This is a genomic window from Arcobacter defluvii (assembly GCF_013201725.1).
Taxonomy (GTDB): Bacteria; Campylobacterota; Campylobacteria; order Campylobacterales; family Arcobacteraceae; genus Aliarcobacter; species Aliarcobacter defluvii.
Genome location: NZ_CP053835.1, coordinates 2352351 through 2364879 on the forward strand (window position 1 = coordinate 2352351; position 12529 = coordinate 2364879).

The window sequence follows — 12529 nt, forward strand, 5'->3', positions numbered from 1 at the left end:
TCTAAATAGCTTTTTCAAAAAAGAGGGAAAAACAAGCGCCCTCTTTTTTATTTTCAACTAAAATTTTTCCAGAAAAACTCTCTTCAATAATCATTTTTACTAAATAAAGTCCAAGTCCAGTTCCTAGCTCTTTTGTCGTAAAATATGGTTCAAAAATCTTTTTTATATTTTTTGTTTTTATTCCACCAGCATTATCTAAAACAGTTATTTTAACCTCAGCAGAATCACAAAAGATATCTATTTTTATTTTTGGATTTTTTATATTTTTTAAAATATCAATTGAATTTGAAACTAAAGAAAAAACAACTTGTGAAAGTTCATTTTTAACTCCATAAATCTGTATATCTTCAAAAGTTTCAAAATTCACTTCTAACTCTATATTATTACTTTTTAAATCTGCACTTAATATTGTTATTGCATTATTTATAGCTTCTTTTACACTAAATAAAACTTTCTCTTTTGATTCAATATAAAACTCTTTAAAATCATCTATTGTTTTTGATAAAAAAATCACTTGTTCATTTGCTTGATTTATTTTTTTATCAAAATAGATTTCATCTAAGTTTTTATTTTCAAATCTCTTTTTTAGATTCATTAAAATATATGAAATATTGTTTAATGGTTGTCTAAATTGGTGCGTAATATTTGCTATCATTTCTCCTGATTTTACAAATTTAGATTGCTGTAAAACCATTTTCTCAAAGTTTTTGTTTTGAATTTTCAAATCATTATATTTATATGCAATTGAAATAGTAAAAAGCATAGCTTCAATTGCAAAAACTACTAAAACTAAATCAAAATATCCCATTTGATTATAAAGATTTTTAAAATCAAAAATAAAAAGTAAAATACAAAAAATTGACCAACCAATTACATAAATAAGTGCGGGTTTGAAACCTTGCTTTAAATTAAAAATTAAAGAGATAAATAAAATGGCATAAATAATTGTATAAGGTAAATATTCAAATAAAATATAGTGATAAAATGCCGTTAAAATAACAACATTTAATAAAAATGTATTAAATAAAAGCTCTTTAAAATTTGTGATTTTTGGAAAAAAATTTCCTTCATAATAATTTATTGCAAATACTACAGCAAATATAGAAGCAATAACCAAAGAAAACTCTTGAACCAAAATATTTATTTCAAAAAGTTTACTATATGAGATTATAAAAATCAAAGAGAAAATTTGCATAAAACAATAACTAATATAAAATATCTCTTTTGAATATAAATATCTAACAAATGTATATACAATTGTCATAATTAATATTCCAAAAGTTATTCCATAAAATAGAACTATATTTATATCAAACATTTATTTTATAACCACTGTTTGTAAGATTTAAAATCAAATCTTTTGGAATTTTTGTTTTTATATTTTTAACTAATGTTTTCAAAGCATCTTTTGTCATAACACTATCCGCCCAAACATAGTTTTCAATCTCTTCATAAGTTACATATCTATTTTTATTTTTTATTAGTAATTCTAAAAATAAAATCTCTTTTATTCTTAATTTTACTATTTCATTATTTATTACTAAATTTTTATTAAATGTATCAAAATATATTTCATCATCAATTTGTACAATATTTGAAATATCATCTTTCAATGAATTAACACATAAAAACAATGCCTCTTCAAACTCTTTTTCCTTTACAGGTTTTACAAGATATTTTACAAGTTGAAGTTCAATTGCTTTTAATAAATACTCTTTATCACAAAATGCTGTAATAACAATAATTTGAGTTTTTTTATCTTTTTGTCTTATTCTTTTTACAAATTCTAAACCATTTAATTTTGGCATTTGAATATCTGTTATTATAATATCTGGTTTATATTTTTCATAAAGTTGCAAAGCAATTATCGCATCACTTGCTTCATATATAGTTTCAAAAAAATTTTCTAGATACTCAATCCCATTTTCTCTTGCGATTTCATCATCTTCAACATACAAAATTTTTATATTTTTATTGATATTTTTTAACATTTAAAATTATATCTTATATATGATTATGTTAAAATTCCGCCATGAGAAAATATAATTTTGAAACAAAAGAAGTTATTGTTACAACGACTTTTTCAACACCTTTAGGTGAAATGTTTGCAGCTGCATCTAAAAAAGGCATTGTAATACTATCTTCATTTACACCTTTTCATATTGAAGCAAAAATTGAAGTTTTAAAAAGTACATTAAATGCAGATGTAATTCCAGGAAACTGTGAAGCTTTTGAAATTTTAAAAATTCAATTAAATGAATATTTAAACAAACAACGAAAAACATTTGAAATTCCACTACAACTTGTGGGTTCTCCTTTTCAAATAAAAGTTTGGAAAGAATTACTAAATATTCCTTATGGAAAAACTATAAATTGTGCTGAAATAGCTAAAAAACTTGAAGATGAAAAGTTATCAAAAGCTGTTTCAAATGCAACTTTACAAAATATGATAGATATTTTAGTTCCAAGTTTTAGGGTAATTTTAGATGAAGTTAAATTTTCAATTGATGAAAAAAACAATTTTTTATTAAAGTTAGAAAAAGAATGATAAGCAAAACAATTTTTAGACAATATGATATTCGTGGCATAGTAAATGAGGATTTGACCTATGAAAATGCCAAATTAATTGGTTATTATCTAGGACTTCATATAAAAGAAAAAACAAAAACTATGCCATATATAGTTGTTGGTTATGATGTAAGAACTCACTCTCAAATGCTTTTTAATGGATTGATTTCTGGAATTAATCTCTCAGGTTGTAAAGTTTTAAATATTGGACTTGTAGCAACTGGAGTTAACTATTTTGCCTCTTTTCAAGAATTTTTAATAGATGATAAAAAAATAAAACCAAATGCATCAATTATGATTACAGGAAGTCATAATGCCAAAAAATATAATGGATTTAAAATCACTATAAATAATGAACCATTTTTTGGAGATGAACTAATCTCTTTATATGAAAAAATAGCAAAAAATACAAATATACAAATTCCAAATAATTTTGATTTTATAGAACTTGATGCTAAAAATTTATATATAGATTTTATGGTTAAACAGTTTTCTCACCTAAAAGATTTTAAAATTCCTTTTATTGTTGATTGTGGAAATGGAGTTGCAAATACTGTTTTATGTAATATTTTAGATAAATTAAATCTAAATTATAAAGGAATTCATCTAACTCCAGATGGAGAGTTTCCAAATCATCATCCAGACCCAACAAATGAAAAAAATCTAGAAGATTTAAAAGCTTTATTGATTAATGATTATAATTTAGGTTTTGCCTATGATGGAGATGCAGATAGAATTGCCGTGTTAACTCAAAAATATAATATAAAAGGCGATATGTTAGCCCTACTTTTTTCAAAGACTATGAAAAATCCAGTTATTATTGGAGAAGTAACATATTCACAAAATATTTTTGAAGAGTTAAATCATGAAGCAAAAACAATTATGAATAAAACTGGTTATTCAAATTTAAGACTAAAACTAAAAGAGTTAAATGCTGATTTAGCAGCTGAAGTTTCAGGACATATATTCTTTAATGATAGATATTATGGTTATGATGATGCAATTTATGCAACATTTAGAGTAATAGAACTTTTATATGAAGGAATAAATCTTGATGTTGAACTAGATAAACTTCCAAAAGTTTATACAAGTTCAAATATTGAAATAAATGTAAATGAAAAAGATAAGTTTAAAATCATAAAAAAAATTGATGAAAAATTAAAAACTATTCAAAGAGGTTTTCCAATAATCAAAGATATAGTTAAAATTGATGGTCTTAGAATAAATTTTGAGTATGGTTTTGCTTTGATTCGTGCTTCAAACACAAATTCTGTAATAGTTACAAAATATGAAGCTACAAGCTATGCAACAGCTGTTAGTTATAAAGTTGCAGTTGAAAATATTTTAAATGAGGTAATAAATGAAATTAATAGCACTACAAATTAAAACTTCAAACAATTTTCAAGAAAATCTTAATAATTTAAAAGAATTAATAAATTCATGTGAAAATAACTCTTTGATTTTAGCACCAGAGCTAGCTTTAAGTGGGTTTTCTTATGATAGAATGGATGAAGCATCAAATTTTTCTTTAAAAGCAATAGATGAAATAAATGAACTTAGTATCGATAAAATCATAGCTTTAACATTTATTACAAAAAAAGATGGAAATTTTTATAATACTTTATATATTTTTCATAATCAAAAAATTATTCATACTCAAGCAAAATATAAACTATTTCCATTAGGAGATGAACTTGAATATTTTAGTTCGGGAAATATTGAAGATATAAAAATTATTGAAATAAATGGTTTAAAAATAGCAACACTTATTTGTTTTGAACTTAGATTTCCAGAACTTTGGGAAAAAGTAAAAGGTGCAGATATTATTTTAAATCCTTCAATGTGGGGATTAAAAAGAAAAGATCACTATGAATCAATTTCAAAAGCATTAGCTCTTGTAAATCAATGTTTTGTAATTGCATGCAACAGTGCAGATGATAATATGGCAAAAGGAAGTGCAATTATAAGTCCATTTGGAAATGTGATAAAAGATGATTTAAAAACTAAAATTGAATCTAAATTTGATTTTGAAGAGATGAAAAAAGTTAGAAAATATATAAACATAGGTTTATAATAAATATTTTCTTTAAAGATTAGAGATTCTCTCTAATCTACCTTAAGTGAATTTCTTATTTCTTCTAAACTCACTCCATTTTGTTTAGCTAATAAAGCTAATTTTGTAATTCTTTTTATATGTGTCGGAATCACTTTATATGTTGTAAAAGTCGTTGCTTTTACACCTATTTCTTCTGCAAATTTACCTTGAGAAGAAAACCCTATCTCTTTAATTATTTTCTTAAATTCTTTCTTTTCCAATGTCTTTTTATTCTCATAAATTTTTTTGGAATTATAGTTTTAATTAACTAAATAAATTATTAATCAATCCTAAAAAAACAAGCAAAATATAGTAATATTTGACAATTTTATAAATTTTTTGTATAATCGGCTACTTTATTTAAAGAAAAAACAAAGGAGAAAGCATTGAGATTAAGAGCAATACTACTTATTCTACTATTTATTTCTAATGTTTTTGCATCAGATTTTGATATAAAAAACTTAACGCAAGACGAAATTGAAACACTTAAAGAGATAAAAAAACAAGGTCAAGCTCATGGTCTTAGTTACTCATTAATGGCTATAGCAATTAAAGAGTCAGGACTAGGGAAAGTGATGGTTAACTTGGATTCAAAAGATTTTGGTTTATACCAAGCTAATATAAAAACTGTTATTAGTAGACAAAATGCAAAAGATACAGCATGGAATAGAAATATGTTAGCAACAAAATTAATTTCTGATTTTAAATTTGCAACTAAAAATGCAATTGATGAATTAACTTATTGGCAAAAAATCCACAAAAATGACTGGACAAAAGTATGGAGCAGTTATAATGGTGGATGGAAATATAATAGTAGAGAAGCTAGAGAATATTCTCAAGAAATAGCTGCAATTATAAGAGAACTCAAAAAAATAGATGTATAGAAACTTTTAACTAGGATTTTCCTAGTTATTATCCTTTTTTAAATTTTTAATTTTCATATATAACTTTCCATCATAAATTACAACATTATTTAATCTTTTACATTTTATTGATAATCATTCTTAATATTAATTATATTTTAAGTTTATTTTCTATAATATTTCAATAATGATTATCAATATAAAGGATGCATTATGTTTGATTGTATGGAAATAAAAAATAAAAAAAATTTAGTAAAACCTACTGGTTGCACTTGTTAAAAGGATTTAAAATGAGTATTCTAATTATTGGAGGAGACCAAATCTCTCAAATTTCATCAATGCTTACTGATTTAGGTGCAAAAACTATTAATCATTGGGATGCAAGAAAAAAATCTTCAGCTCCCAAGAAAAAAGTTCCACAAGATACTGATTGTATAGTAATGCTTACATCTTTTTTAAATCATAATACAATGCTGAAATATAAAAATGAAGCAAAAAAGAAAAATATACCTTTTATTTGTGCAAAAAGATCAATCTCATGCGTATATGATGAATATGTAAAAATCATGGGAATAAAAGATTGTAATGAATGTTATGCAAAATGTGACAAGGAATTAAAATGTTAGAAAAAAATTTAATAGGTTTTTCTCAAAAAGAAGAGTATTTACCAAAGGATTTTGATGAATTTAATTCTGTAAATAGATTAAGACAACTATTTTTAAATCTTAGCAATAATATTTTGGATTCTTATTGTCATTTTTCAAAATATGAACAAAGAAAATTATCAAACTATCAATTAGAAAGTGCCTTTTCTTATAAAATAAAAAATTTACTTCCTACAAGTTTCATAAAAGTTCAAAATAAAAATAATAGACATTTTAAATTCTGTATTAATTCTACGAAGATAATTAACAATTATTTAAATCCTAATAAAAAAACATCTCTTTTTATTTCAAACAAACAATTATTACCTATTGCAAAATTAATTTCAATTTGTTTTACAAATAACAATTTACAATTATTAATTGATAAACATTTATTATTTCATGAATTTGTATTAAAAAAGATAAAAAAACTCCACATAGACAAAACAGTAATTGATTTAGGAGATTCTATTTGCATTAAATCAAAAGATTTTGTTGGGCTTAAAATTTATACATCTTGGAAAGATATAGAAGTTAAAAAACCAAATATAAAAGATGAATTAAAAGGTGCAATAAAATCTATAAAAAAAGGTGAATATTTTCAAATATATTTAGCCTATCCAAAGAACAATGAATTTACTAAACAAATACCTGTTTATGTGGACGAATTAAAAAATGAAGAGTATCAAATAAAAGCTATTCCTTACTCTTTAAGATCAATAATAAAAAATAATTAGGAGAATATGACGAATGGCAACAGCTATATTTTTTGCAAGTAGTACAGGAAATTCTGAAGAGATAGCAAATAAAATTGCTTCAAAACTTGGGGATATTGAAGTATTTGATTTAGCAGGAACAAAAATAGATAAAATAAATGAATATGATAAACTTATTTTTGGTGGTTCTACTTGGGGGGATGGTGAATTAAATGATGATTGGGAAGATGCTTGGGGAGATTTTTCTAAATTAGATTTATCAAATAAAACTGTTGCTCTTTTTGGGTTAGGAGATCAAGAAAGTTATAGTGATGAATTTTGTAGTGCTTTAGGAATTATTTACGAACAAATTAAATCTAGTGGAGCAAAAGTTATAGGATTTACTTCAACTGAAGGTTATTATCATGATGGTTCAAAAGCTCAAATTGACACTAAATTTGTTGGATTAGTAATAGATGAAGATAATCAAAGTGATTTAACTGAAGAGAGAATTGAAAACTGGGTTAATGAAATAAAAGCAGAAATTTTATAAAAATTATATCTAGATTAAAAAATAGTATATTAAGAAACCTTAATATACTATGACTCTTGACAATTTTCACAAACTCCATAAAGTTGCATTGAATGACTTGATATTTTAAATTTATTTTTCTTAGCAATCTTATCTTGTCTTTTTTCAATTTCATCATCAATAAACTCAACTATTTTGCCACAATTAGTACAAATTAGATGATCATGATGAGATTTTGCATTACTTTCATATTTTTTTCCATCTGTTCCAAAAGTTATTGATGTAATTAAATCAACTTCTTCTAAAAAACTAAGTGCTCTATAAACTGTAGCAATTCCAATATTAGAATCAGAGTAATCTTTTTTAATTTGATTATAAATCTCTTCTGCTGTTAAATGTTCTTTTGCATGTAATAATATACTTAAAACAATCTCTCTTTGTTCAGTATATTTTAATCCTTTTTGTTTAACAATCTTTTTTAGTTCATCAATTATTTCTGCATTATTATTTTCATTTAGCATAAAAATCACCCTTAAAAATTTTATAGCGAGTTAATAGTATATCCAAAGTAAACCAAAATTACAATCAAGCATTTATCATACTTAACTATAAGAAAGGCTAATTATATTATAATAATCATTATTAATCCTAAATGAGGAAAAAAATGACTTTAGATGAATTAAAATTAAATGAAACTGTTGAAATTGTTGCAATTAATTGTGATAATATCTTAAAGAATAGATTATACTCTTTTGGCATAACAAAAGGTGTAATTGTAACAATCGAAGGTCTAACTCTTACAAAAAGTACAATCGAAATAAAAGTAAACCAATCAAAAATAGCATTAAGATTAAGTGAAGCTTCAAAAATAGAGGTTAAATATGCAAACTAATGTCATAACTATAGCATTAGTAGGTCAACCTAATGTTGGTAAATCTATGCTTATTAATTCTTTATCAAATGCTAGATTAAAAGTTGGAAATTTTTCGGGAGTAACAGTTGCAAAAGAAGAAGTTTTTTTAGAATACAAAAATTATCAAATTCAAATTATTGATTTACCTGGTGCTTATTCTTTAAATAACTATACTTTAGAAGAAAAAGTTACTAAAGAATTTTTGGATAATTCTCCTTATGATATTATTTTAAATGTGTTGGATTCTACAAATTTACAAAGAAATCTACTTTTAACATCAGAATTATTAGCTTTAGATAAAAAGATGATTATTGCACTTAATATGAGTGATGAAGCTGAAAAAGAATCAATTTTTATAGACGAAATTCAATTAAGTAAAATTTTGGGTAAACCTTGTATAAAAACAAGTGCAGCAAAAAAAATAGGAATAAAAAATCTTTTAGATGAAATTGTAAATAAATTTGAGAATGAAAAACTTCCGACAAAACTATTTTTTTCTGATGTTATAGAAGAAGAGATAGAAACAATCATAAAGTTATTAAATGAATGTAATTATAAAACAAATCAAACTTACAGACAACTTGCTATAAAACTTTTAAAGGAAGATAAACAAACTTATAAACTTTTTAGTGAAGATCCTATTTGGATAAAACTACAACCTATTTTAAATGAAGCATTTAAACATTTATACATTCACTTTGGAACGAAGAATATAGAAGATATATTCAATGATGAAAAATTTGCTTTTGCAAAAGGTGCAGTTACAGAAACTGTAAAACAGGATTCTAGTAAAGAAAAAACTTTAACTGAAAAGTTTGATTCTTTCTTAATTCACAAATTTTTTGGTCTTCCAATTTTTCTATTTTTAATGTGGGGATTATTTCAACTAACTTTTGAAATAGGAAATATTCCTATGGATTTAATTGATGCTTTTTTTGCAAGTATTATCAATAATACAAAACAAATTTTAGGAGAAAATCAACTTTCTTCTATTATAGGTGATGGAATAATTGCAGGAGTTGGTTCAGTAATTTTATTTTTACCTAATATAGTTATACTATTTTTTGGAATTGCTTTGCTTGAAACAACAGGTTATATGAGTAGAGTTGCTTTTTTACTTGATGGGTTTTTCCATAAATTTGGACTTCATGGAAAATCTTTTATCCCATTGGTAACTGGTTTTGGTTGTTCAGTTCCTGCATATATGGCTGCACGAACTTTAAAAAATGAAAAAGATAGATTATTAACTTTATTTATCATTGGCTTCATGTCATGTGGGGCAAGACTTCCTATTTATGTACTTTTTGTAGGAGCTTTTTTTGGAGAACATAATGCAGGAAATGTATTATTTTTAATTTATATTTGTGGTGCTATTTTAGGTTTATTTGCAGCTAAAGTATTAAAAATTGTTGTATTTAAAAGTGAAGATGAACCTTTTGTTATGGAGATGCCAAAATATAGACTTCCATCATTTAAATTGATTTGGCATACTGTTTCAAATCAAGCTATGATGTATTTAAAAAAAGCAGGAACTTATATTTTAGCAGCTTCTTTACTTATTTGGTTTGCAAGTAACTATCCAAAACATCTTGATATTGAGGAATCGTTTAACAAAAAAATAGAACTAACTACAAATGAAGAAGAAAAACTCAATTTACAAAATGAATTAAGTTTATATAATCTTGAAAATTCTTATTTAGGATATATTGGTAAGTTTAGTGAACCACTATTTAGACCTTTAGGATTTGATTGGAAGATGTCTGTAGCTCTTGAAACAGGACTTGCAGCAAAAGAAATAGTTGTTTCAACATTATCAATTCTTTATGGATTAGGTGGAGAAAATGACGAAACTTCTGATAGTTTAATAGAAAAAATAAAAAACAATATTCCATTTGCTTCAGCAATGTCATTTATTGTATTTATAATGATTTATTTACCTTGTTTAGCAGCTTCTATGGTATTTGTAAAAGAGGCAGGAAATTGGAAATATTTATGGTACTTATTTATTTTTACAACATCAACTGCGTGGATTATGTCTTTTTTTACATATAACATAACAAAATTACTAATAAGTTAAGAGAGACTCTTTACTTAATTAGTAAATAAAAAGTATTTATTTCAATTCAAATTGAGATGAATACTCTTTTCCATTATAAATTATTCTAAAATCCCATTTTCCATTTTCTCTACCATCAATATATCTATAATCATAAGCAGAGCTATCTCCAGCTGGAATTATCATTTCTCTACTTCTTGAGATTTCACCTGTTGGACTTATCCAATTAATCGTTATTAGTTGCTCATTTATAGGATCTCTAATAACTTCAAACTTACATATAATTGAATTTTCATCTTCTAATATTAAACAATCAACATTTGGATTGTATGGTTCAGTTAAAACTACATTATCTTCAATTGTTTTTTCTTCATTTAATGTTGCAGTTTCTGCAAATAAAGTAGCAGTTAATATTAAAAAAGATACTAAGTATCTATTCATTTTTCTCTCTTTCTTCTTTTTCAAGATTCATAAATTTAATTAATATATATTTTATTGGAGCATAAAAAGTTGTCATTGAAATTATTACTACAATTAATTGTGCTATTTTAAAAAAAGCACTACTTTCACCAACTACAACTAATGCTAAATAATAACTAAAAATCCAAGAGATTATAGCACAAATTATAATACTTATTATTACAACGATATTATATTTCATTTTTTTTCCAAATAGGTGTTTCATTTAAAGAAGCTCTGTTTTTTAAAATCTCAAAAGGTGAATAAGCTTCTTTATATCCCATTGAAAAATGATTTTGTATCCAATAACCTAAATATATATACGGTATTTTAAGTTCTTTTGCGATTTTTATTTGTGCTAAAATAGAAAATTTTCCAATTGATAAATCAGAATAATCATGATCATAGTAACAATAAATTGCAGAAATTGATTGAGGTAAAATATCCACCAAAGCAACACCTATTAACTTATCATCTCTTACATATAAAAATTCTTTTGCATAATTTTCTGTAGCTTCAACATAAGATTTAGAATAATCTTCAGGTTCAATTGGTGTATATGGCCAATTTTTTTTATCATTCATAAATCTATGATATTTATCATATAAATTTAAATGTTCCATAGTAAGAGATGGTGGTCTTATATAAAGTTTTGTATCTTTATTTTTTGAGATAACTCTTTTTTCAGATTTTGAGAATTTATAATTTTCAACATCTATTCTCATAGAAACACATTTATCACAAGTTTTACATTCTGGAACAAAATGCATTCTTCCAAATCTTCTCCAGCCTCTTTCTAGCATTTTTTGATAAAGTTCAGTAGAACAAGAATATATATATCTATATCTAATATCTGAAAGCTTTTCATCAAAATAAGAACAAGTTCTATTCTCTTCTAAAAATTCAACGTCTTGATTTAAAATATGCATAATTTATTCGTTAATTTTATCTTTTATCTCTTTTGCTACTAAAGAAATCTTTTTTATTTTTTCTTCATTTGATAAACTATCATCAATAATATGTTTTACAAATGCACTTCCTACAATTACGCCATCAACACCATTAACTTTTTCTTTACATGTTTTTTCATCAACACCAAAACCAATATAAAGCGGAGTTTGTGAATATTTTTTTACATTTTGAATAATTAAAGACAAATCCTCTTTTTGACCACTTCCTGTTATTCCAGCATAAGCAACCATATAAATAAATTTTTTTGCATTTGATACTAATTGCTTAATTCTTTCTTCACTATCTGTAGGTGCAACAAACGAAATATTTGTTTTATTATATTTAACAAATAAATTTTCATAATTTTGAACCATTTCAAAAGGAAGATCAGGAATAATTGTTCCTTGAATATTATATTCTTCTGCTTTTTGTAAGAATTTTTCCATTCCATAATGATAAAATGGATTCATATACCCCATCCATAAAGTATCAATATCTTGTCCAATTTTAGAAGATACTTCAAATAAATCTTTTAACTTAAAGCCATTATTTAAAGCAATTAAATTTGCTTTTTCAATAACTGGACCATCTGCAACAGGATCAGAAAAAGGAATTCCTAACTCTAAAATATCAACACCTGATTCTTTCATACTATAAGCTAAATCAATAGTAAAATTATTGCTTGGTAGTGATGATGTAATATAACCTACTAATTTTTTCAAAATGCTAACCCTATGTTTAATTTTTAAATAT

General features: G+C 24.3%; 17 protein-coding genes. 9 read left to right on the top strand and 8 right to left on the bottom strand.

Going from position 1 to position 12529, the window contains the following annotated elements; genetic code table 11:
- Position 1: 1 nt before the first annotated feature.
- Together ADFLV_RS11720 and ADFLV_RS11725 are read right to left on the bottom strand one after the other, a co-directional pair.
- Positions 2-1318 carry a sensor histidine kinase gene (locus ADFLV_RS11720; RefSeq protein ID WP_129011928.1) on the bottom strand — a complete coding sequence of 439 codons (1317 nt, stop codon included), beginning with the start codon at positions 1316-1318 and terminating at the stop codon, positions 2-4.
- Entirely contained in the window at positions 1311-1991 is a 681-nt protein-coding gene (locus ADFLV_RS11725; RefSeq protein ID WP_129011927.1) for a response regulator transcription factor, read from the bottom strand. The genes ADFLV_RS11720 and ADFLV_RS11725 overlap by 8 nt, the downstream gene beginning before the upstream one ends.
- Positions 1992-2032: 41 nt before the next feature.
- Between ADFLV_RS11725 and ADFLV_RS11730 the strand changes: the two genes are divergently transcribed.
- The 3 genes from ADFLV_RS11730 to ADFLV_RS11740 are packed head-to-tail and all read left to right on the top strand — an operon-like array spanning position 2033 to position 4642.
- A complete protein-coding gene (locus ADFLV_RS11730) occupies positions 2033-2548 on the top strand; it encodes a methylated-DNA--[protein]-cysteine S-methyltransferase (protein WP_129011926.1) in 516 nt (171 codons plus the stop codon).
- A complete protein-coding gene (locus ADFLV_RS11735; RefSeq protein WP_129011925.1) occupies positions 2545-3954 on the top strand; it encodes a phosphomannomutase/phosphoglucomutase in 1410 nt (469 codons plus the stop codon). The genes ADFLV_RS11730 and ADFLV_RS11735 overlap by 4 nt, the downstream gene beginning before the upstream one ends.
- Positions 3929-4642, top strand: a complete 714-nt coding sequence (locus ADFLV_RS11740; RefSeq protein ID WP_129011924.1) for a carbon-nitrogen hydrolase family protein — start codon at positions 3929-3931, stop codon at positions 4640-4642. Before ADFLV_RS11735 ends, ADFLV_RS11740 begins: the two co-directional genes overlap by 26 nt.
- 32 nt (positions 4643-4674) lie before the next feature.
- Here the strand turns inward: ADFLV_RS11740 and ADFLV_RS11745 are convergent, their stop codons facing one another.
- The gene (locus ADFLV_RS11745; RefSeq protein ID WP_014474968.1) at positions 4675-4884 is read right to left on the bottom strand and encodes a hypothetical protein; all 210 of its coding nucleotides are present in this window, start codon (positions 4882-4884) and stop codon (positions 4675-4677) included.
- Positions 4885-5049: 165 nt separating this feature from the next.
- On the opposite strand from ADFLV_RS11745, the gene ADFLV_RS11750 reads away from it, so the two are divergent.
- The 4 genes from ADFLV_RS11750 to ADFLV_RS11765 all read left to right on the top strand — a co-directional run bounded on the left by ADFLV_RS11750 (position 5050) and on the right by ADFLV_RS11765 (position 7418).
- Positions 5050-5547: a transglycosylase SLT domain-containing protein gene (locus ADFLV_RS11750; protein WP_014474969.1), complete on the top strand. Its 498-nt coding sequence runs from the start codon at positions 5050-5052 to the stop codon at positions 5545-5547.
- Positions 5548-5816: 269 nt separating this feature from the next.
- The gene (locus ADFLV_RS11755; RefSeq protein WP_014474970.1) at positions 5817-6152 is read left to right on the top strand and encodes a DUF2325 domain-containing protein; all 336 of its coding nucleotides are present in this window, start codon (positions 5817-5819) and stop codon (positions 6150-6152) included.
- Positions 6146-6907: a hypothetical protein gene (locus ADFLV_RS11760; protein ID WP_014474971.1), complete on the top strand. Its 762-nt coding sequence runs from the start codon at positions 6146-6148 to the stop codon at positions 6905-6907. The genes ADFLV_RS11755 and ADFLV_RS11760 overlap by 7 nt, the downstream gene beginning before the upstream one ends.
- A 13-nt stretch (positions 6908-6920) precedes the next feature.
- Positions 6921-7418: a flavodoxin gene (locus ADFLV_RS11765; RefSeq protein WP_014474972.1), complete on the top strand. Its 498-nt coding sequence runs from the start codon at positions 6921-6923 to the stop codon at positions 7416-7418.
- A 47-nt stretch (positions 7419-7465) separates the two neighbouring features.
- On the opposite strand, the gene ADFLV_RS11770 is transcribed toward ADFLV_RS11765, so the two are convergent.
- Positions 7466-7918, bottom strand: a complete 453-nt coding sequence (locus ADFLV_RS11770) for a Fur family transcriptional regulator (protein WP_129011923.1) — start codon at positions 7916-7918, stop codon at positions 7466-7468.
- A 143-nt stretch (positions 7919-8061) separates the two neighbouring features.
- Here ADFLV_RS11770 and ADFLV_RS11775 point away from each other — a divergent pair, with 143 nt between their 5' ends.
- Positions 8062-8289 (top strand): FeoA family protein, encoded by a 228-nt coding sequence (locus ADFLV_RS11775; RefSeq protein WP_014474974.1) that lies wholly within the window; start codon positions 8062-8064, stop codon positions 8287-8289.
- On the top strand, positions 8279-10387 hold the full coding sequence (gene feoB, locus ADFLV_RS11780) for a ferrous iron transport protein B (protein WP_129011922.1): 2109 nt from the start codon (positions 8279-8281) through the stop codon (positions 10385-10387). Before ADFLV_RS11775 ends, feoB begins: the two co-directional genes overlap by 11 nt.
- Before the next feature lie 36 nt (positions 10388-10423).
- Here feoB and ADFLV_RS11785 read toward each other — a convergent pair whose 3' ends face one another.
- The 4 genes from ADFLV_RS11785 to trpA are packed head-to-tail and all read right to left on the bottom strand — an operon-like array spanning position 10424 to position 12498.
- A complete protein-coding gene (locus ADFLV_RS11785; RefSeq protein ID WP_014474976.1) occupies positions 10424-10807 on the bottom strand; it encodes a hypothetical protein in 384 nt (127 codons plus the stop codon).
- Entirely contained in the window at positions 10800-11027 is a 228-nt protein-coding gene (locus ADFLV_RS11790) for a hypothetical protein (protein WP_041654881.1), read from the bottom strand. The genes ADFLV_RS11785 and ADFLV_RS11790 overlap by 8 nt, the downstream gene beginning before the upstream one ends.
- Positions 11017-11754, bottom strand: coding sequence for an arginyltransferase (locus ADFLV_RS11795; protein ID WP_129011921.1), 738 nt, complete (start codon positions 11752-11754; stop codon positions 11017-11019). Before ADFLV_RS11795 ends, ADFLV_RS11790 begins: the two co-directional genes overlap by 11 nt.
- A gap of 3 nt (positions 11755-11757) precedes the next feature.
- On the bottom strand, positions 11758-12498 hold the full coding sequence (trpA, locus tag ADFLV_RS11800) for a tryptophan synthase subunit alpha (RefSeq protein WP_014474978.1): 741 nt from the start codon (positions 12496-12498) through the stop codon (positions 11758-11760).
- Between the last annotated feature and the right edge of the window lie 31 nt (positions 12499-12529).